General features: G+C 34.1%; 17 protein-coding genes and 3 pseudogenes. 6 read left to right on the top strand and 14 right to left on the bottom strand.

All coding sequences use genetic code 11. The features are described from left to right. Positions 1–311 precede the first annotated feature (311 nt). Positions 312–1187, top strand: a complete 876-nt coding sequence (locus NBW37_RS02485) for an Rpn family recombination-promoting nuclease/putative transposase (protein ID WP_250296766.1) — start codon at positions 312–314, stop codon at positions 1185–1187. An 11-nt stretch (positions 1188–1198) separates the two neighbouring features. Here NBW37_RS02485 and NBW37_RS02480 read toward each other — a convergent pair whose 3' ends face one another. Continuing rightward, entirely contained in the window at positions 1199–5455 is a 4257-nt protein-coding gene (locus tag NBW37_RS02480; RefSeq protein ID WP_250296765.1) for a UvrD-helicase domain-containing protein, read from the bottom strand. Between the two features lie 526 nt (positions 5456–5981). Between NBW37_RS02480 and NBW37_RS02475 the strand changes: the two genes are divergently transcribed. From NBW37_RS02475 to NBW37_RS02465, 3 genes are all read left to right on the top strand, one after another. Continuing rightward, positions 5982–6929: a hypothetical protein gene (locus tag NBW37_RS02475; protein ID WP_250296764.1), complete on the top strand. Its 948-nt coding sequence runs from the start codon at positions 5982–5984 to the stop codon at positions 6927–6929. Between the two features lie 30 nt (positions 6930–6959). Further along, entirely contained in the window at positions 6960–8846 is a 1887-nt protein-coding gene (locus NBW37_RS02470; RefSeq protein WP_250296763.1) for a hypothetical protein, read from the top strand. 185 nt (positions 8847–9031) lie between these two features. Beyond that, the gene (locus NBW37_RS02465; RefSeq protein ID WP_250296731.1) at positions 9032–10396 is read left to right on the top strand and encodes a hypothetical protein; all 1365 of its coding nucleotides are present in this window, start codon (positions 9032–9034) and stop codon (positions 10394–10396) included. Positions 10397–10423: 27 nt separating this feature from the next. Here the strand turns inward: NBW37_RS02465 and NBW37_RS02460 are convergent, their stop codons facing one another. Genes NBW37_RS02460 through NBW37_RS02450 form a run of 3 tightly spaced genes read right to left on the bottom strand, consistent with a single transcriptional unit; the run spans position 10424 to position 13075 of the window. Continuing rightward, positions 10424–11071 (bottom strand): hypothetical protein, encoded by a 648-nt coding sequence (locus NBW37_RS02460; protein WP_250296730.1) that lies wholly within the window; start codon positions 11069–11071, stop codon positions 10424–10426. Positions 11072–11109: 38 nt separating this feature from the next. Then, a complete protein-coding gene (locus NBW37_RS02455) occupies positions 11110–12633 on the bottom strand; it encodes a recombinase family protein (RefSeq protein ID WP_250296729.1) in 1524 nt (507 codons plus the stop codon). A 10-nt stretch (positions 12634–12643) separates the two neighbouring features. After that, positions 12644–13075: a DUF2924 domain-containing protein gene (locus tag NBW37_RS02450; protein WP_250296728.1), complete on the bottom strand. Its 432-nt coding sequence runs from the start codon at positions 13073–13075 to the stop codon at positions 12644–12646. Between the two features lie 231 nt (positions 13076–13306). Here NBW37_RS02450 and NBW37_RS02445 point away from each other — a divergent pair. Further along, positions 13307–14133 (top strand): IS5 family transposase gene (locus NBW37_RS02445; protein ID WP_250295841.1). Its coding sequence is split into 2 segments (ribosomal slippage): positions 13307–13694 and positions 13694–14133, totalling 828 coding nucleotides; the frame shifts between segments, so codons are not numbered across the junction. Here the strand turns inward: NBW37_RS02445 and NBW37_RS02440 are convergent. The 4 genes and pseudogenes from NBW37_RS02440 to NBW37_RS02425 form a co-directional block, all read right to left on the bottom strand. Beyond that, the gene (locus tag NBW37_RS02440; RefSeq protein ID WP_250296727.1) at positions 14128–14562 is read right to left on the bottom strand and encodes an ankyrin repeat domain-containing protein; all 435 of its coding nucleotides are present in this window, start codon (positions 14560–14562) and stop codon (positions 14128–14130) included. The genes NBW37_RS02445 and NBW37_RS02440 overlap by 6 nt on opposite strands. Positions 14563–14747: 185 nt before the next feature. Then, positions 14748–15320: an ankyrin repeat domain-containing protein gene (locus tag NBW37_RS02435; protein WP_250296726.1), complete on the bottom strand. Its 573-nt coding sequence runs from the start codon at positions 15318–15320 to the stop codon at positions 14748–14750. Positions 15321–15381: 61 nt separating this feature from the next. Further along, positions 15382–16027 (bottom strand): annotated as a pseudogene (locus NBW37_RS02430) (ankyrin repeat domain-containing protein); the annotation flags it as partial. Between the two features lie 25 nt (positions 16028–16052). After that, positions 16053–16178 (bottom strand): annotated as a pseudogene (locus NBW37_RS02425) (IS5/IS1182 family transposase); the annotation flags it as partial. A 78-nt stretch (positions 16179–16256) separates the two neighbouring features. Between NBW37_RS02425 and NBW37_RS02420 the strand changes: the two are divergent. Then, positions 16257–17268 (top strand): IS630 family transposase gene (locus NBW37_RS02420; RefSeq protein WP_250295836.1). Its coding sequence is split into 2 segments (ribosomal slippage): positions 16257–16769 and positions 16771–17268, totalling 1011 coding nucleotides; the frame shifts between segments, so codons are not numbered across the junction. A gap of 14 nt (positions 17269–17282) precedes the next feature. Here the strand turns inward: NBW37_RS02420 and NBW37_RS02415 are convergent. From NBW37_RS02415 to NBW37_RS02390, 6 genes and pseudogenes are all read right to left on the bottom strand, one after another. After that, a pseudogene (locus tag NBW37_RS02415) lies at positions 17283–17980 on the bottom strand (IS5 family transposase); the annotation flags it as partial. A 315-nt stretch (positions 17981–18295) separates the two neighbouring features. Continuing rightward, positions 18296–19456: a phage tail protein gene (locus NBW37_RS02410; protein WP_250296762.1), complete on the bottom strand. Its 1161-nt coding sequence runs from the start codon at positions 19454–19456 to the stop codon at positions 18296–18298. After that, complete coding sequence (locus tag NBW37_RS02405; protein WP_250296761.1) at positions 19456–20238, bottom strand: baseplate assembly protein; 783 nt, start codon at positions 20236–20238, stop codon at positions 19456–19458. Before NBW37_RS02405 ends, NBW37_RS02410 begins: the two co-directional genes overlap by 1 nt. Positions 20239–20240: 2 nt before the next feature. Continuing rightward, positions 20241–20576 carry a GPW/gp25 family protein gene (locus NBW37_RS02400; protein ID WP_250296760.1) on the bottom strand — a complete coding sequence of 112 codons (336 nt, stop codon included), beginning with the start codon at positions 20574–20576 and terminating at the stop codon, positions 20241–20243. Next, positions 20573–20719, bottom strand: coding sequence for a PAAR domain-containing protein (locus tag NBW37_RS02395; RefSeq protein ID WP_250296759.1), 147 nt, complete (start codon positions 20717–20719; stop codon positions 20573–20575). The genes NBW37_RS02400 and NBW37_RS02395 overlap by 4 nt, the downstream gene beginning before the upstream one ends. Next, a protein-coding gene (locus NBW37_RS02390) for an IS630 family transposase (protein ID WP_250295836.1) occupies positions 20716–21727 on the bottom strand; the annotation gives its coding sequence in 2 pieces (ribosomal slippage) (positions 20716–21213 and positions 21215–21727; 1011 coding nt in all). Before NBW37_RS02390 ends, NBW37_RS02395 begins: the two co-directional genes overlap by 4 nt. Positions 21728–21736: the final 9 nt, after the last annotated feature.

Below are 21736 nucleotides of genomic sequence, written 5' to 3'. Positions count from 1 at the left end.
TAGTAAAGATATTAATAGTTGCTAGTTTCTTTAAGCGATGTCGTTGTATTTTTATACACCAATTTGACGTCTCCCACAGCTTCAAACTCATCGCATCCATTTGCTGGGCTTACAAGGTGCTTTACAGAAGGGTGATAAAAAGATATAGAAAGGGACGTCTAAGGTGCGTAATAGCATTCTAGGGTCATCTATGAAGGTAGTTTTTTGCCAACTCTTGAAATTTAGCTAACTTTAATAGACTTCAGCATAAAAACGTTGAATATTTCTTCAGAATTGTGTATAATTATTAATGCTTTCTAGGTTTTTTTCTCATGGCTCTTTCGAAGTTTCTTGATGCTCGCAATGATATAGCTTTTCGCCGTATCTTTGGTACCGAAAAAAATAAAGATATTCTTATTCACTTTCTTAATGATATACTAGGTCTTACCGATGACAATAAGATTAAAGATGTCTCCTTTCTCAGTCCCATTCAAGACCCTGTCATTGCCTCTCAAAAGCAAAGCATTGTTGATGTTCTCTGTGTTGATTCTACAGGGGTCAAAACCATCATTGAGATGCAAGTTGCTAAAACAAGGGGCTTTGAAAAACGTGCCCAATACTACGCTGCCAAAGCTTATTCAAGTCAAGCTGATGTAGGTGACCAGTATCATGATCTTAAAGGGGTTATCTTTATTGCTATTGCTGATTTCATCTTATTTCCTAATAAGCTGGCTTATAAGTCTGATCACGTTACTTTTGATAAGATGACCTTTGAACATGATCTCAAAGACTTTAGTTTCACTTTTATAGAGCTACCAAAGTTTAATAAAACAAAAGAAGATCAATTAGAAAATATTGTTGAAAAATGGATCTATTTTTTTAAGCACGCAGATGAAACAAGTGAAGATGATCTAAAAAAAATAATAGGTAGTGATGTAATTATTGGTAGGGCTTATGATGAGTTAAACCAATATAATTGGAGTAAAGAAGAACGTCTCGCTTATGATCAAGCTAAGAAACGTACCGATGATTATTTATCTACCCTTGAAGAAAAACTTCATGAAGGCATCCAAATCGGACATGAAAAAGGCAGAGAAGCAGAAAAAATTGAAGTGGCTAAAAACTCACTTAAGGCAGGTGTCTCTATCGATGTTATAGCTGAAATAACCGGACTTTCCCTTGATGAAATAAAAAGGTTAATAAGTTAAATAATCTTATCTCATTTCTGCTTTGAACATTCTCCTCTAACTTGAATGGAATGACCAGAAACAGAAACACCACTAAGGTTACTATTAGACCGAGAGGTTTCTTCAGAATGTGCTTCACTCCCTTCTTCTAAAATTTCGAGACTATCCAGATCATTTCCTTCTAGTAAATCCTCAGTACTTAGGAGATAAACTAGTAAATCCTCAGTACTCAGGAGATGAAATGTATTACATAGTTTGAAAAATCTATCTGTAACGCCCACAACTTCATCTTTGAGCTTGTAAAATTGAGATAAACTAAACTTTTCTGAAAGAAAACTTTGGCATCTCTCTTTCAAATTCTCATGCTCACAGACCATTTTACCAACGCGGATCTTCATAAGATTCCCCTCTGGTAAACATTCTACTACTTGTACAATGTAATCAACAACGTCTTTAGGAGCAAAGCAGGACAAAAGATCGATGTTACTTTTCTTTAACATATTTTGCATTTTTTTGCCCATCATTCTATCATCTTTTTGCTCATACTCTTGTTTATATTTTTGTTCTTCTTGGTTTATCCACTCTTCTAATTTCGCTTTATTATTTTCTAATCCCCGACAAATTTCACTAAGAATTGAATCTAATTCCTCTTCTGAATAATTATCTACAAGTTTTTTAAATTGTTCTGTTATGTTTTTCTCTATATTTCTCACAAGATCTATAGATTTTTTCTCTAATTGTTGCAAACGATATTTTGTGTCTCTGCTTATTTGCTTTTGATTTAACAACTCTGTGCTTACTATAAACATTCCTTCCATAAATCTTCTTGTGCTATCCACAATTTTTTTTCCATTAGCCAAATGCTTCTTCTTACTAAGAATGTCTGCTAATTCACTTGTGATTTCTTCCTGAGATAAACTTCCATCTCTACGATTGTGATTAAATGCTGTATGTTTCCCCTCAATTTTAGATTCTAATGTATTTATAATCGCTTTGCCTAATAGTTCTAGAGGACAATACTCAATAAAAATCTCCTTAATCATATCATCTTTAAAACTTATAAACTCCCCTGACTTCATGGATTTCATTAAATTGCTAGCAATTTTGTCCTTTTCTTCCTTAATTATTTGGTCAAGATCTTTTCTCTTTTTTTCTGATTTCGCAACACTCTTTTCTCTTTCTAATTGCGAAGAAGTCCACCCTTTTAAGTCCTTTGCATTAATATCTATCCCTTCATCTTTTGGTGCTTCAATATGATCATCTTGAGAAGCAACAACTAACTCTTTTTCCACTTCCAACTGTTTTTTTACTTTTTCAAAAACTACAGTATCTCCAACACTACAAGACTTGTCTAAAGGAGACTGTGTTACAATAACCTCCACATGGCGTTCTTTAGCTTCTAATGCATCCATGATCTCCTTGGTATATTTTTCAACCTCTTCTCTATTGCATTTTTGATGATTTAACGCACCTATGATCTTCTCAACATATTCTTTTTTGTCCAGCAACTTTTTTATTGCTATATCTTTAGCTTGCTCTACGTTTCCTTCATCTATTAACTTTAGCGCCATATCTCTCCATTCTTCAGGACTAGATTCTTCTTTCTTAATATTCACATTACCCTTTTCCTTCGGTTCTATTATTTTCAATAAATTACTTTTATCATCTATAATATAGAGATTGCTAGCAGAACGAGTAACTCCGACATATAGAGCATTTATATGAAATTTATATTCCTCAGAAGACTTATCTTCCTTATTCTTATTTCTTGAAGTATTAACCTCCTTGTTATCATAGGAATCACGGATTTTACCAATAGGATCTTCAATCTTCTTTTTATCTTTTATTATATTCCATATTCCATTATAAGCCTTACAGGACATAAACTTATAAAGAATCACATTTTCAAATTCCAAGCCTTTGGCTTCATGTATGTTGAACACAAGTGGAGTACTAAACAATTTACGAGCATCTTCCTTACTCTCATCATCCAGAACTAAAACAGCCCAATTTATCGACCCAGGTACTTTTCCTGCCATTTCTTGTTCTTTATCCTTAGTAACGAAGCAGACATTACCTCTATTCTCAGTATCACTCTCCATAAAAAAAAGCTTTTTTTCCTCTTCTGTTATCCTATCTTCTGGAGCAAAACAATAATTCTTAAGATGTAGTATACGATTACCTACCTCAGTAACTTGCTCACTATTACGATAACTCTTCTCAAGAGTATAAAAAACTTCTGACCCTTGTCTTATATATTTATTTTGACAGAGAAAAGATTTTAACTTAGATGGAGAGAAAAAACTAGGGTGTATTACTTGATTAACATCACCACATAATAAAAAATTACCCTTACTTTCATCTTTTAAACTTCTCAATACTAAACTCAACGTGCTTTCAGTCAAATCCTGAACCTCATCTACGACAACTGCATCATAAACTTTCTGTACCTCTTTAACACACTCATAAGCAATGAGACTAGTATCGTAATATTCTGAACTTCCCTCTATAAATTTCTTGTATTCTTCAAAAAAATCATAAACACTGTGCCTTTTGTTCTTAGGAAATATAGATTGTCTATATCCTAAATTAACATATTGATTTTTCCCTTCTTCTTCTAATAAGCCTCCTCCACCTATCACAGCTGTAAATTCTTCGAATATTTTATCTCCGTCTTTTTTATACTCCTTAAATTTATCTTGCTTGCATATTTTATCAAACCATGAAAAAAACTTATTCCTATCAATCGGCTTCTTTCCTTTTATATCTTCTGTTCGCTTTTCAAGAAATCCATGAAGAGATAAGAATTCAATTTTTTCTGGGGCAACAATCTTGAATTCATCAGCAGTTTTACCATAGCATTCGTATTCAAGTAACTTTTTTGATTCTTTTACAAGATTTTTGGATTTGGTAATATATAGAATTTTTCCTCCTTCAAATTTCTCCTGCATCTTTTTGAGGCTCTCCAAAGCCACTGATGTCTTCCCGCTTCCAGCAGCTCCACTAATAACTAATGGTAATTTATAATTTTCGACATCTTTTACTATACCTTCCTGAGTTGCACTGAAAGTAAGAAGTTTACCTAACCAATGAGCTCGTTGAAGATCCTTAATCTCAACATTATGTACATTACCAGAAGATTTTTCAATGATCCCTTCTTCTGTTTCTTTTATTTCTATGCTTTTTGTTTTTTCTGTACTTTTAAGAAAGCGTGAGTTCTCGTAATCGTGATTTGGTATTACTTCTAATATAACAAAGACATCTTTGCCATTATGCTCTATACTCGTAAATAATAACCTGTCACTATCACTTAATTTAGCTCGAAGATATTTAATGCCTCCCTTACTAGATATGAGCTTTATACTTCCCTGATGTGTAAGTTTATTTTCCTCTAAATCTTTAATTATTTCATCGAACTTTTTCTTCAAAGACCTGCCACCACTCTCTAAATCACATTTATTAAACTTGTCATAATAGAATACTGGACTATTGACGGAAACTTTTAGCTGACGATTGCCACTATGAAAAAGTTGCTGATCTTCTTGCCGAATTATATTTCCAATTCCCTCGGTTTGAAATTTTCCTTTTGTATAAACCTTTCCATCTATACCATAAACTTCTTCTATAGAAACTTTTTCACTTTCCTCAATATTTTTTTCAATATTATCAAGAAGTGGTACAAAATGGTTCCTGTAATTCACTATATATACAACACTATCACCTGCACCTATCTCATCTGTAGTAACATGTAACCCTTCTATTTGTTGATCTCTTAACTCTATAACCTTAATTTTAACTTTGTACTCTTCACATATAATTTTTCCCTCAATTTCAGTTCTTCCCCATATAGCATTTTTCAACCCTAATACCTCTATAGGATTCGCACTTTCGATATCTCTTGCAGTAAATTCAATACGTGGAATATATCCTGCAATATCCTCAGTTTCTCGACTTAAAGCTTTTTTCAACCACGAACTGTCATCCTGTAGTTTATTCTGTGCATACTTTTTGCAACTTTCCCGTAAAAACTTTACGTTAAATTTTTCACTACTTGTAACTAGTCCTTGCTCTTTTAGTTCATTCAATCGCTGAGCCATGGCATCAAAAAAACAATCTCCTTTACCTACAGCGGCTCCTATCTTAAAGCCACTAGGTAATTGATTCTTCAACTGATCTAATAACTCCCTTTGATCGAAAGTGTGAATAGGCTCTCTAGTAATAACCCTTAGAGAACTATTATCTTCTAGATTCAAGCGTTTTTCAAGCGATCCATTGGATGCTATATCCATGTCAACCTCACAATTAGTTATTTATTTTAACATACTAGTGATTAATTAACATTTAAGTTGCTATTTAGATTCACCTCTTCTCAAATGGATTGCTATTAATTTAGCAAAATATACTGTTAAAAACTTAAATAATATGGCCATTTCCAGCAACCAAAACCAGCTAGCGTGAGAAATGTTCGTTTTGGGATGTGTTGGTCTACCAAGCGTACCGTGCGAACTTTCCTTTATGGTGATTCTACCATATCTTAAAACTAGCTATATTAGTCCATTTCACCATATTTATATACGAACTAACGTACCTAGCTTTATTGCAAAAATTTCAGGCTTTTATTTTCACAACGCCGCTTTTATTTAAATTGTTCTCACGAAGGTAGGTACTATTTTTGAAGAAAGTAAACAACTAAAACTTTTGTGACGCTAATTTGTATTATGTTTCTGCTAAAAATATTTTTTCAAAAGTAGTTGCGTTATAAATTTATTATGTTACATTGACTCATATTTGTTTTTGTTACCGAGGGGGTATTCTATGTTAGTTGGAGCAGCAATAATTGGTGGTGGTGCATTATTAACAGGAGCAGGGGCTGCGATTGGAGCTTCAGCTGCTGGTTCTAAGTACAACAAAATTGTATCAGAATTAAAAAATCAGAATAAAGAAATGTCAGAAAGTTTTGAAAAGCAGCTGAAGGCAGTTGAAGAAAAATACTCTTCTTTAATTAAGAAGACTGTTGAAGAAAAAGAAAAGCTTGAGAAAGAAAAAATAGAGCTCGAGAAAGAAAAAATAGAATTAATGAAAAACTCTGAGGGAAGCAAAAAAGAGCTAGTGGATTTAATGAAAAAAATGGCTAAGGCAGAAGAAGAAGTAGAGGAAAGACACCTAATATTGACTAATAGAATGGAGAAAGAAAAAAAAGAGTTAAAGGAAAAATTTGAGAAGGATAAAAAAGAGTCAACTGAAAAATCTGAAAAGGAAAAAGAGAACTTAAAGGTTCTGATACAAGAAATGGATGAGAAAAACAAAAAAATAATTGATAAAATAGAGCAAGAAAAAAAAGATTTAATGGAAAAGTTTGAGGAGGATAAGAAAGAGTTAATTAAAAGATCTGATCAAGAAAAACAAGAGTTAAGAGAATTAATAAAAAAAATGGATAATGACAGGAATGAAACTCAGTTGGCCAATCAAGATTTGCTTACAAAAATGAACACAATTCTTAATTTACCAAGCGTAAATGCTGCAATACAAAACTTGCAAGGGGCAGATAACTATAGCGAACAATCTGTAACAGAAAATTCGCAACATAGTGACACTACTGCAACACAAGGCTTGCATAAGACAAATGGTGCTACTCAAGCCTCTAATATAGCAACTGAGTCTTCTGATGAATTGGATGATGATATTGTAGTGATATCTGAACCGAGCTCTTATATAGATGAGCCTGTATTGTCTAATTACGTAAGTAATAACCTCAGCAGATGATTTATAATGTTATAGTTATAAGGGGGTTTTGTGAAAAATAGGGATCTTGTAGTCCTCTTATTAATTGTAGCATTAGTGGTTCTTTTGCTTATTTTGTTGTTGATGTATTTTTTTAAATGGAAAAAGGAGGGTAGTAAAATGTTGCCAGATAAAAATGATGGTGCTAGTAGCGCTAATATGGAAAGTGTAGAACATATTGATATGAAGGATAAAGAAATTCCTACTGCATCTAATTCTCAAAGAGAACAGGAGAAAGATGATTTAACAGTAATAGACTATATGACTTTGGAAGATACACTCAAGATACTTAAATCTGATAGTTTGTTGTCTGATCTTGATGATGATTTAAAGGAAGTTAAGGAAGGAAAGAAAACTATAGAAAATCACAAGGAATATTTTAAAACACAAGTTGACAAGAAACTTAAACAGCTTTGTTTTATGTATAGTCCTAACTCGCCAAAATGGCATGAGTTGCCTGAAGAAGAAAGACCAAAAGCTCAAGCAATGCAGGCAAAATTAGATGACATACGAAGTATACTGAAGCACTTTAATGAAAATTTTTCCCAATGTGATGATTTTAAATATAGCTATTTTAGCAAAGTACGAGTTAATTTTTTAGGTAACGAGGAAACATTAAACAACACAACTTACATGGTACTACACAAGCTAGGCGAGTTATCTTATATTAAGTATGAGAGGTTGGTACCTAATCTCAATGGATTTCTAAGGTCAAGTCAAGCTAGCATGAAAGGTTTTATCTCAAATAATATGGATCACTTTCAAAAAGAAAAAGATAATGCTGAATGTTATTTTCAAAGTTATTTAATTGGTTATGAAGAATTGCGTACTAATCTAGAGTTGTTTTGTGAGCTGTGTAAACAAGATAGTCGCATGGAACCTATTGCAACTCAAATGTTAGAAGAGTGTAAAACTCAGGGTAGAATACTAACTAAGGTTAATGATTTTTTAAATCAAAGTCAGTTGCAACGTCAAGTGCTAATTAATTTTGTTCATTTAATAAATCGCGGATATCCTTATTGCATTAGTGACAAACGAAGTTATGAGCAAGCAGACAAGAATTTTACTTTACCTTTTATAGAGTATATTAATATTTTAGCCATATGTAATGAGATAATTAATAAGGAAGTATCATGGTTGAGAAAGGCTAGTAGCAAAATTCCAATTGTTAATTATTTTATAAGTAATAAAGTGATACATAGGATTGTAGCTGATAATGAAGTTATTAGAAATTCAGGTGATCTTTTATTATTGCATAAACTTTCTCATTATCTTTTAACATATTATTACTATAGAAATGGGGAAAATGGGAAATTAGCCGCTGAGCTTTTGCATATTAATTCATTGGATAAAGAATATGCACTACAGTTACTTGCTCAGGTAATTAATGTATACTCAAATTGTCTAGAGAAGGAGTTCAGGCCTGAAAAGGATTTTTATGAAAAAATTGCAGAAATGCAGATGGAGTTTCTTAAAACAATGAAGGGTTTATGTGACGAATTTTGCAAAAAGCTGGAGCAATATCACGAACAATTTTTTGAGGCAGATTTGGAACTGCATAAAGCAAACTTGGAACTGCATAAAGCAGACTTAGAGCTACATAAACAAATTCATAAGCAAGATTCAGAATTTTATCAACTAGCTTCAGGATTTTTAGCAGGACGTTTAGAACGTACAAAAGCAAGAATTGTAAAAATGGAAGAAAAGATAAATAAAGAAGTACCTGAAAATATTGAAGAAGAACAACAAAATAAACTAAGTTGTAGCTCATCTAGTCAACAAAGCCTGCAAACCAAGCAGCCAGGTCCAAGCAGTAAGTTAGGTGAAGTACCGCCAGTGTTGCGTAGCCAGACACTGAACTCTTTACATTCTAGCGATAGTGATATCAGCAGACTATAAACCTGGCAGGCATAGCTAATTAACAAGATAGCAGGCTCAGAGGTCAATGTCGGTGAAGTTAAAATGGGTATAGAAGGAAAGAGAGCACAAATCTCTAAAAATAATAAAGTTAGAAAAATTATTCTTGCATTATCTTTTATTTGTGCTAAGTATTATACATAATGTCTTTATAAAATGGGGGAAGTATGACAACTAGAGATATCTTAGGGCTTGAGCAGGTTTCTAATGCAAAAATAAATCTCAAAATAAGTGAGACAGAAGAATCACCTAGTGGGTCGGTTACTGAAGAACTGTATGCAAAACATTTTGATCGGCAAACTCTTGAAAGTGGTACAGTATCGTCAAGTCAAGAACAAAGTGATGATTCTGATTACTGGGATGAGTCCGGTATTGCAGATAAAAATACTGTTGTTGAAAATTCTCTTATTCCAGAAAACTCAGTTTTAATGAGGTTAGGAAAACTATTAACTAAAAGCGAAAAAGTTTTGATTGATGAGTTTCATAGAAAGATGGAAAACATATTAGAAACGTTTCGCCAACGTAAACACGAAAATCCTACAAAGGCTGCCCTAGAGAGTATGGAACACTTAATAGATGAATATTTGAAAAAAGAAATAAAGCTAAATTTATGCTGTGGTGACTATGAATACACTGTATCAAATTTTGTATTAGAAAAGATAATTGATATTGCTGATGATAATAGTAACATGCGTATAACGCCCACCACTAGATCGCGATATAAATACAATAGAGAAGAGGTGCTAGATGAGTGGACAGAGAGTACGGAAGTTTTATTTAGCGTTATCAGTAAGCTATTATCAGCAAGTGCAAAAATAAAGTCTGATTTTTACAGTCATAGCATGCTAGATGAAGTTATGTTTGGAAATGATGAGCCTATTTTTGCGAAATGCGAAAAAATTAAGAATGAACTAAAAAGTATAGCATATGAAGGTATAATAAACAAGAATGAACAAGTTCAAGGCGATGATATAACAGTGGAAGTAGATAACAATCTTGTTTTTTTCATATGGCCACAAAACAGTATCATTGAAGTAGCGAAGGTTGTAAATATTAAGGTGAGTGAAAATCTAAATATAAAAAATAGCATATTACAGATTGGAGAAAGCATAGTGAGAGTTGAAAGTGTAGGGGGAAAGAGAAATTACACAGATGTCTCAGAAGGTAGCATCGAAATGTCTTTTACTACTGAAGTAGGAAAGATTAGTATTTATCTAAGTCCTAGTAATGAAGGCAGTAATAGAATAAAAGTAGAGCTTGATAAAAAGAGCCAGGAAAAGTTCGATAAATTAAAAGATCAATCAAGTTTAGGGGGAAGCTGCTTTTTAGGAGGAAAAAGTGTTTTACAAGCTGTAAAAGATGGAGGTTTTGAAAGAAACTGCAGTATACCCATAGAGTTAGCTGAAACTATTAAGCAATCAGGTTGTATAGTGAAAGAATCAGGCGTTCCATCTACTCTTGTGAGTCCGATTGGTAGTTTAGACTCGCCGAAAAAGAAGGAAGCTTCAAGTCAAAGAGTAGGCCATTTATAGGGTGGAGATCCCTATGGTGATATTAAATTAATAGCTTAGGAGTTTTTCTAAAGAAATTATCTTGTTTGAAAAATTACTTGACACCTGTGATCTTTCAAGCATACCACTAGTTTTAAGATTTTGTGGATCCAGTTGTTCTATGTCTTCCATTTTCTCGAGCTTAGTGTTGGGCTTCAGAGCATGATACAATGCAAAACTTATACACGCTAGTCCAACTATTCCCACAACCGCTGCTACTATAGGCATTTTCATGATATACAATGCAACACAATTTACCAACAACACTGCACCAACAACACCAGCCAGGCTTTGTTGCGTTGTTTTTGTTGGTGGTTTGTCTTTTTCATCTGTGGTAAAACATAGTTCTATTTCAGCGGGATTTGGCTCTTGCTCATTAGTTTCTCTATCAACGGAAGTTGGCTCTACAGCGGTTGAATCATTTTGCACTTCTTCGCTGTTTTCAAATATTGGTTGTTCTGTCTCACTACTTTTATTGATGTCTTCATATAACTGAGTATCAGTCTCCGTAGCTTTATCAACTGTATTGGTTTGCTTTTTTATTTCAATTTTAACTTCTTCAACATCTGCCGGCGTATCAGAGTTCTCCATATCAGCAGTAGTGGTTCCCTTCCAATTTTTGAATTTTTTAGCAATAGCTTTCCTTATCTTTTTCATAATCTCTATTAAAATTTGTTATATTTAATGTGTGTAATTTAAGACGCTAATTTGTAAAATTTTTCTACCTGCTCACTCCACAGCATCGGTATTTCCCTTAAATCAGCTAACTTCAAATCTCTTGGCTGCCTACCATTTACTATGTCTTCTTTAATTTTTGGTGCTAAATAATTTAACCTTAAAATTTGTTGTATTCGTCTTGTACCTATATTAATTTTAACGCTCAGCTCCTTCACACTTTCGTATTTTCCTTCTTCTAGCTGCCGTTTCCACAGATGGGCTCTCACCACTGCTTTCAGTAACGCATTATTTGTTTTCCCTTCTGGCTCTATTACCACACATTTGTTTGCTTTCTTTTTTAACCCCATTGGTATAAATATCTCTCCTGATTCAGAACTTACTACTATTCCATCGTCTCTTACCATTACTCCCTTTATTAATTTTTTCACTGCTTCTTTCTGTTCTCTGAAACTTAAATTTTTCCATTCTTCCGCTTTTTCTTGCCAATTTTTGTATAGGTGCTCTGCTCTCTTCATTACTTCTTTTTCTACTTCTCCTGCTACTATATTCCGACTCTTTGACGCACAGCTTTTTCCAACTAAATGATTGTTGCATACGTAATATCTATACCTTTTATTCTCTTTTTTTGCGTACGTCAGCGTCATATTTGCATTACAGCTCTTGCACTTTATTATTCCCTTTAGCAGCGCTTCCTCATATTTTGCTTTTCTATATGGCTGATTCTTTATCAATTCCTGTGCTTTTTTCCATTTTTCTTCTTCTATTATTGCTTCATGTTTTCCTTCATATTGTTTCTCGTAATGTCTTGTTTTTCCCATATACGTTGGATTTGTTATTATCCTCCTGACCGTTGCCTTTTTAAATATCTCTCCTCCATACACTTTTCCCGATTTTGCTTCAAATCTCTTTGTTCTGTGCCCTTCTCTATTTAACTCTCTTGCCAATTCTGCCATTGATCTCAGCTCCATATACCTCTCAAATATATGTTTTACCGTCTTTGCTTCTTTTTCATTTATTATTAATTCCTTATCTTTTACATCATACCCAAGCGGCACATTCCCTCCCATCCATAGACCCTCTTCCTTCGATGTTGCTATTTTATTTTTTACTCTCTCTACGATCATTTCTCTTTCTAGTTGTGCTGCTCCTGATAATACCGTTTGTACAAATTTTCCCATTGGTGTGTTATTATCAAATATTTGTGTTACTGCTATAAAATTTACTCGATGCCTTCTAAAAAATGATGTTACTTCTATGCAGTCCTTTGTTTCTCTTGATAGCCTATCTAGCGTATATACTACCACGCAGTCTACTTCTCCTGCTTTTACATCTTCGAATAGTTCCTTTATCGCTGGTCTTTCTAAGTTTTTTCCTGAGAACCCTCCATCATCGTACCTTTTGGCCAATGCTACCCAGCCTTCTCTGCTCTTTATGTACTTTTCACATGCTACTCGCTGCGCGTCCAAGCTATTAAACTTTTGTTCTAGCCCATCCTCATTTGATTTTCTCGTATATATTGCGCATCTCACTTCTTTACACATTTTTTTCTCCTCAACTTCCCTTTTTATCACGCATTCCGAACAACAACGGTCCGTTATAACTCATTCCCATTATTTTCCCTGCTACCGCTGATAACGACGTATAAAATTCTTCTCTGTAGATCAATCCTGTATCCATTACCATTATTGCATGCGTTTCTTCACCCCTTTCTAATATCAGCTCTGTTCCCGCTGCTGGCAGTTTATCGCTACTTATCCTTTTTCCCTTCTCTAGTCGATCTGCTAGATATTCTAGTCTTTTTGCCCCTTTTCTTGACATTTCTCCATACGCTTTCTCCTGTATTCTATATGCTAATCTCGGTATCAGATACTTTTTTGAATGTCTAGGTGCCCCTTCCCCACATACCTTTTTCCATATTTTCCTCAGCTCTACCAGCGATTTTTTCTCTAAATATTTTACCTCTTTTTCTACTTTTTTTTCCATATAATCACCTGAATTTTTAAACGCTATAGCACTTTCTCATCCACAAGCTCTTCTTTTACACCTGCTGCCGTGCTTTCCGATACAACCCTTGTTCTTTCTATAAACTCCCTCTGTTTATTTGCCATTTTTACGTTCTCTAACACTTCTATTATCTCTTTATTATTTCTCGCATAATACATTAGACTTCTTTCAAAATTGAGGGAGAGAGAGTAAGATCAAGTATTTGGAAGCATGAAATATAAGGAAATAGAAAAGTTAGAAGGAGAAAAGTTTCGACGTTTAACGGGGGTAAAAAAATCAACATTTAAGAGAATGGTAGAAATTCTAGATGAGGAGGATAAAAGGAAAAAAGCTAGAAGTGGAAGAAAAAGCAAACTTTGTATAGAAGATAGATTACTTATGGCACTGGAATATATGAGAGAATATCGTACATATTTTCATATAGGACAAAGTTATGGCATGAGTGAAAGCAACTGTTTTAAAATAATAAGGTGGGTAGAAGACACATTAATAAAACATCCAGATTTTGCATTACCAGGAAAAAAAGATCTATTAAATAGTAATGTAGAATACGAAGTTTTGGTAATAGATGGAACTGAAACAGCAGTAGAAAGGCCAAAAAAAAGCAAAAGCGCTTTTACTCTGGAAAGAAAAAAAGGCATACTATAAAAACACAAATAGTAACAGAGAAGAAGAGTAAAAAGGTCGTATGTACATCTTTCTCCAATGGTAGAAAACATGATTTTCGGATGTTTAGAGAATCAAAGATAGCAATATTACCGCAAACTAAGATCCTAGCTGATTCTGGTTACAGAGGAATGCAAAAGATACATAAAAATGTTGAATTACCACATAGAAGATCAAAAAAGAATCCTTTATCAAAGGAGAAAAAAGCAGAAAATAGATCTCTCTCTATACGAAGAGTGGTAGTTGAAAACGTAATCGGCTTATTGAAAAGGTTTAAAATCATTTCTGACAGATATAGAAATCGACGAAAACGTTTTGGCTTAAGATTTAATTTGATTGCCTCTATTCACAATAGAGAGCTCCTTTCATGAATTTTGAAAGAAGTCTATTGCTGTTTTGCCAAATTTATCCTTTTGCTCTACTTCTGCTCCGGCTTTTACTAGTTCTTCTACTATTTTTACCTCACTTACCATGCATGCGAGGTGTAATGCGGCAAATTTGCTACTTCGTTCCACTGCGTTTACATCGGCTCCTGCCTTTATCAGCTCTTTTATATTTTCTAGACGTTGCCCCATCACTGCTAGGTGTAGTGGTCTATATTTCCCGGCATCTGCTGCATCTACATCTGCTCCCTTTTTGATTAATAATTTCACTTTTTTTGGATCTGGCATTCCCACCGCGTAATGTAGTATCGTCCTTCCTTTTGTGTCTTTTTTATTAATATCTTCTATTGAGTTATCTAATACTTCTTTCCATGAATTATTAAATTCTTCTCTTTCTTTCTTACTAAATTTTGCCATGACGTTCCTCAGCTATTAATACAATGTAAAGTGGCTCCAATTTGGCTCACTTTAGCGCTTGGTAATTCTTGTTTGTTTACCAGCTACTTTTTCACTTAGGGCTGTTTTGGCATAAAAAGCAAGTTTTTTTTTACAAAATATACACATTTTTTCCACATATTATATTAAGATATAAATCTGTATGCTTAATTTGTTAAATCTACCTCCTCTAGTTGTAATTCATTTACGTTTCGTTTCTCCATTACCTCCTCTATTGCCTTGTTTGCTTCTCCATACATCACTGCCACATCTCTCATATTCACTCCCTTCTTTTCTAAATAACTTGTCACTTTCGGGTAAATTTTTGCATAGTTTAGTGGGCTACATCCAAATTTATCTATCGTACTCGTATCTCCTCCTGCATTTATCAGCTCTTCTATTGTTCCTATTCTTCTTGCTAAACAGGCTAAGTGTAGTGGTACTGCTTTATTGTTTGATTTTGCATTTACTGTAGCTCCTCCTTCTATCAGCACTTTCACATTTTTTCTTCTTCCTAAAAACGCTGCTAGGTGCAACGGTGTCTCGCCTCTATTGTTTCTATCGTTTGTACCTGCTCCTTTTTCTATTAATAACTTTATTACTTCTGGCTCTGACACCTGTGCTGCTCGGTGCAATATTGTGCAACCTGCTGCGTCTTTTTCATTTATTTGTTGAAACCTGTTTTCTGATAATGCTTTCAATAACCTATCAAAAACATTCCTTGCTTCTTTCCTTGACATAACATACCTCACTTTCCCTTTGAAATTTTCGCAACCAAACTCTTTTTTTTGAGCTCCCTTCTCACCACATCTTGCTTAAGTCTGCCTTCAACACCTCATCTATCATTTCGTTCACTTGGCTCATTATTTTGCTTGCTAAATTTTTACATTCTTCCTTTATTAGTGACTTATCTTTCTTCCTTATTTCTCCTATCTCTATTATTTTTAACTCCGGTAAATAACTCCTATTCAACATGTCTGCTATTTCTCTCACTAGCATCTCTATTCCATAGCACGTCAGTTCTCTACTTTTCTCCTTGTTTTCCAAAGAATTTCCTCGCCTTTTCACTCTCTTTGCTATCACATAGACGATACTTTTCACTTTCCCATATGTAATACATTGGTGTTGCACCATACTTATTCAGTTGATTAACTTCAGCTCCGTCCTTTACTAGCTCTTTTATTATTTCAACTCCTGCTCCTCCTATTTTGCATGCAGAGTGCAATGGCGTACATCCATTGACATATTGAGTGGCATTTACTTCCGCTCCTTCCCTTAGCAGTACTTTTACATTTTCTAAGCTTTTCGCAAATACTGCACAGTGTAGTGGTGTATAACCCTTTTTATCTCTTGCATTGACGTCTGCTCCTTTCTTGACTAGAAAACTTACTTTTTCTCTTGTCGACATTCTTGCTGCCTTATGTAGTATCGTTTCCCCTTTTTCATCTTTTTCATTAGACTTCTTTCAAAATTCATGAAAGGAGCTCTCTATTGTGAATAGAGGCAATCAAATTAAATCTTAAGCCAAAACGTTTTCGTCGATTTCTATATCTGTCAGAAATGATTTTAAACCTTTTCAATAAGCCGATTACGTTTTCATACCAATCTCCACTAATAGATAGACAAATAGTAAAAACTACAAATAATTGAGGCTAGAAAGAATAAATATGTAGTTTATGGCAGGAAAAAGTAAAGCAATAGGAGAAGAACTATATAATCAATGCAAGTTAGAATTAAAAAAATATGGAATAAGAGGAGAGATAGGAAGAAGGTTACAAGCAATAATATCAGCAAAGGAGTATGGTATCTCAAAAGTTGCTAAAATATATAGAATTACGAGAACGACATTAATGAAATGGATTGCAAGATTTAAAGAAAAAGGTGTTATTGGGTTTGCAATACAGCCAGGGCGAGGACCTAAACCAAAACTGAACGAGGAGAAGAAGGAAAAAATAAGAGAGGTAATAGAAGAAGATGGGGCAAATCTGACTGCTAAAAAATTGCAAGGTATAGTTGAAGGAATGTTAGCTATCAAAGTAAGTGAGTCAACGGCGAGAAGGCTTATGAAGAAGCTAGGATTTACATATATCACACCTCGTCCAGCACATTATAAACAAGACAAAAACAAACAAGAGGAGTTCAAAAAAAATCTCAATGAAATTGTGGAAAAGAACCGGAAAAAGGAGGTTTTTTTTCGATGAATCGAGATTTGGAACGCACTCAAAAGTTGGACATGGATGGTTTAAAAAGGGCTCAAGAACACAAGTTAAAGTAAAAATCGGAAGAGAAAACTTCTATCTTTACAGCGCTGTAAATCCCAGGAATGGAGAGGATATTAGCCTACTTGCTCCACATGTAAACACAGATTGCATGAACATATTTTTGGAGCAGATGTCGAAAGATTTGGGGACTAGAGAAGCTTTTCTTATCATGGATTGCGCAAGTTGGCATAGGTCTAAAGGTTTAAAAACTCCTGAAAATATCACCATAATTTATTTGCCGCCGTACTCGCCTGAGCTCAATCCTGTGGAAAGATTTTGGCAACATTTAAAGGAAAATATAATAAAGAACAAGATGTATGACTCTATTAAATTACTTGAAAATGCTGTATCTGAATTTATTCGAGATATTACGGAAAGTTCGATCAAAACCATTTGCTCTGTGAATTATTTGTCTAGTTATTTATGAGGGTTGGTATCAACTACCACTCTTCGTATAGAGAGAGATCTATTTTCTGCTTTTTTCTCCTTTGATAAAGGATTCTTTTTTGATCTTCTATGTGGTAATTCAACATTTTTATGTATCTTTTGCATTCCTCTGTAACCAGAATCAGCTAGGATCTTAGTTTGCGGTAATATTGCTATCTTTGATTCTCTAAACATCCGAAAATCATGTTTTCTACCATTGGAGAAAGATGTACATACGACCTTTTTACTCTTCTTCTCTGTTACTATTTGTGTTTTTATAGTATGCCTTTTTTTCTTTCCAGAGTAAAAGCGCTTTTGCTTTTTTTTGGCCTTTCTACTGCTGTTTCAGTTCCATCTATTACCAAAACTTCGTATTCTACATTACTATTTAATAGATCTTTTTTTCCTGGTAATGCAAAATCTGGATGTTTTATTAATGTGTCTTCTACCCACCTTATTATTTTAAAACAGTTGCTTTCACTCATGCCATAACTTTGTCCTATATGAAAATATGTACGATATTCTCTCATATATTCCAGTGCCATAAGTAATCTATCTTCTATACAAAGTTTGCTTTTTCTTCCACTTCTAGCTTTTTTCCTTTTATCCTCCTCATCTAGAATTTCTACCATTCTCTTAAATGTTGATTTTTTTACCCCCGTTAAACGTCGAAACTTTTCTCCTTCTAACTTTTCTATTTCCTTATATTTCATGCTTCCAAATACTTGATCTTACTCTCTCTCCCTCAATTTTGAAAGAAGTCTATTAATATTCTTAAACGAGTTCTTTAATAATTCATAAAATGACTTACTAAAAGATTCTCTCTTTTCCTCACTGAACTTCATACATACCTCACTATAAAAACATACGCCAATTTGGCTCTCTTTAGTGCAAGATCAATTTTTTTTGTTTACTTGCTACTATTTAAGTTATGTGCGTTTTGGCATGAAAAAGCAAGTCTTTTTCTTTTTATTTCATACACTTTAACCTATTATTAATATAATATATGAGGATATAAATATAAGTACTTAACTTATTATAGATATTACTTGACTATTTTTCCAACTTCTGTTCAAATGTCGATGTTCGTGCCACTTCAATACTCCCGGGTAAAACACTAAAATGTAATTTTCCGGTTCATGTATTGAATCCTTTTGCTCTGAATTTAATTCGCTTTCATAATGAACATTGTGCTCTGCTACACCAAATCTTATGATTTTTTGACCGGCAAAATTTTCTACTTTGTAATGATGGGTAACGTTGAACCTTTCTAAAATTGGCTTGTATTTTAAATTCCACAGTTGTTCAGATAGTTTATCACTTCCTAGTAAAAATTTACTTCCTTTCTCTTCTGCACTCGTAACCGGAAAACATGTGTTTATTTCCCCTAAGTTCCAGCTATCTGATAATACTATCTGCGCCTTTGCAAACTTAATTGCCGGTAATAAGCTCTGTGGTAGCGGATATAACGTTTTTAAATTATTCCACTGATGACTTCTTTCATAAATACCGTTATAATTCTTTGTGTGAGGCTCGGTTTCTCCAAGTATTGCTACATCTAATCGATATATGTCATTACTAAATGCTTGCTCATAATGAACCCGAAAAGTACTAAACTTAAAACTTGGATTTAAGATTTTTAGCTCAAATGCGTTCTTCCGACCAAATGACAATACTGGTCCATCTTTTTCAACCTTTGTACCTGAATAGTCTGATAATAAGCTGCCAAAAAAGCTTTCATCTAAAATAAACCTATCAACGTTGTAATAATCGTTAAAAATTCTCATTAGCCTCGATCTTGCAGGTAATGATAGTTTTGCCAGCTCTACTACTGCATCAACAAAGAAATCATTTGGTACGTCTCTTATCCCTACCTGCAACTCAAAAAAGTGTTTACCAGGTGGCTCTTCAATAATTGTAATATCTTCTATATTTGCCCATTTTAATGCTATTTTCAGCGATGCTGGTGTTCCTCTTAAGCGCTGAAATTTTATTCCTTCCTCTACGGCTTTTCTTTTGTCTTTTGCCCAACGCAGAATCTCTTCTAGACCATATTCCTCTACTATCCACGGCAATATTTTTTCCCCTAGGCTAAATTTAAACCCTCTGATACAACCAGGATCTACTTTGTAATCTATTGCATCAACCAGCGCTTTTTCTTGCTTTGTTGCGTTTGGCGGTAATAGCATTAATTCAACTCAACATTTAAACTTCTTAAGGCAGCGCACTCATTCCCCAGAACCACAACATCCTCTTTTGGTTCTATTAATTCTACATTCTCTACACCCTCTACAAATAGATTCGCTATAATCCACGACCTTGTGACACTCCATCCCAGCCTTCTACTTGCTTCAAACTTCTTAATGAACTGTTCCTTAATTTCCTCCTTTGATATTACAGAACTTATGCTCATTCTGCTGTGAATATCTATTTCTATAATATTGCAACTTACCACTTCAATCGTATCTGTTAAAATCCTCACATCCTCCTTGTTTAGCTGATTTCTGACAATTTCTAGTAATTCTTCTTGCAGTGTGGATAATTGTGTTGATAAGATTGAAACTTGTACTTTTCCTGGTACCAGAGATTCTACTAATGCATCTTTAACTCTCGTATCTGCTGAGAGTGCTTGAAACCGATAATTCCCTCCTGTGCTCCAGCCAACTATCTTTGCTTTAATTCTTTTTCTAAATCGTTCATCATCTTCCCCTTTTTCCCTTTCTACACCATAAAACTCAGCTAAATTATCAAGATCTTCTCCCATTGCAAACTTCAGTAAATTACTTTTCACTGCTTCATTTATTCTTTGTCTCAGCAAAAGTTCTCGCCATGCTGCTACTTCCAAAATCTTCATCGCTGGGTCACTTTCAATTAGTGCCGTAAAACTTTCATCTCGACTTATTAATTCTTCTTTCATCCGAGCAAAAATCTCTTCAAAGTTCAGTGGTTCGATAATATTTGGCTGCTCCATATTTATACCACAACCACGTCAAAGCGAATATTTTCTCCATTTGGTGTATATATCCCTTCCAGGGCAATAGTGACTTTCCCTTCTTTCACCTCTGTGATTTTTACCTTTTCGAGTTTGAATCTTTTTTCCCATTTTTCCAAAGCTTCCGCTGTTGCTGCGTAAATTTCTAGTGTAAAATCACGATTTACTGGCTTGTCAACTAATTCGAACAACCTCGACCCATAATTTCTCCGCATTATTCTGCTATTAATAGGAGTAGTTAAAATACTAACTATTGATTGCTTTAAATGTTCTATTCCTTCTAATTCCTTTCCTGTGCTAGCATTCATGCCTCTCATTCTACAAATACATTTTTGCTAACACCTATCACTTTAAAACCACACGATACCAAGTCTCCTGTTCTCGTTACTCCAATACCATTCACAAATACGCTGTTTGAACCTTGTATTAGCTTCTCTCCCAGAGTTATACCAACCCTCATAAATAACTAGACAAATAATTCACAGAGCAAATGGTTTTGATCGAACTTTCCGTAATATCTCGAATAAATTCAGATACAGCATTTTCAAGTAATTTAATAGAGTCATACATCTTGTTCTTTATTATATTTTCCTTTAAATGTTGCCAAAATCTTTCCACAGGATTGAGCTCAGGCGAGTACGGCGGCAAATAAATTATGGTGATATTTTCAGGAGTTTTTAAACCTTTAGACCTATGCCAACTTGCGCAATCCATGATAAGAAAAGCTTCTCTAGTCCCCAAATCTTTCGACATCTGCTCCAAAAATATGTTCATGCAATCTGTGTTTACATGTGGAGCAAGTAGGCTAATATCCTCTCCATTCCTGGGATTTACAGCGCTGTAAAGATAGAAGTTTTCTCTTCCGATTTTTACTTTAACTTGTGTTCTTGAGCCCTTTTTAAACCATCCATGTCCAACTTTTGAGTGCGTTCCAAATCTCGATTCATCGAAAAAAAACCTCCTTTTTCCGGTTCTTTTCCACAATTTCATTGAGATTTTTTTTGAACTCCTCTTGTTTGTTTTTGTCTTGTTTATAATGTGCTGGACGAGGTGTGATATATGTAAATCCTAGCTTCTTCATAAGCCTTCTCGCCGTTGACTCACTTACTTTGATAGCTAACATTCCTTCAACTATACCTTGCAATTTTTTAGCAGTCAGATTTGCCCCATCTTCTTCTATTACCTCTCTTATTTTTTCCTTCTTCTCCTCGTTCAGTTTTGGTTTAGGTCCTCGCCCTGGCTGTATTGCAAACCCAATAACACCTTTTTCTTTAAATCTTGCAATCCATTTCATTAATGTCGTTCTCGTAATTCTATATATTTTAGCAACTTTTGAGATACCATACTCCTTTGCTGATATTATTGCTTGTAACCTTCTTCCTATCTCTCCTCTTATTCCATATTTTTTTAATTCTAACTTGCATTGATTATATAGTTCTTCTCCTATTGCTTTACTTTTTCCTGCCATAAACTACAT

Origin of the sequence: Wolbachia endosymbiont of Oedothorax gibbosus (assembly GCF_936270145.1) — a bacterium.
Lineage (GTDB): Bacteria > Pseudomonadota > Alphaproteobacteria > Rickettsiales > Anaplasmataceae > Wolbachia.
Note: the sequence above shows the minus strand (reverse complement) of the source record. Positions and strands in the feature narration are given on the sequence as shown.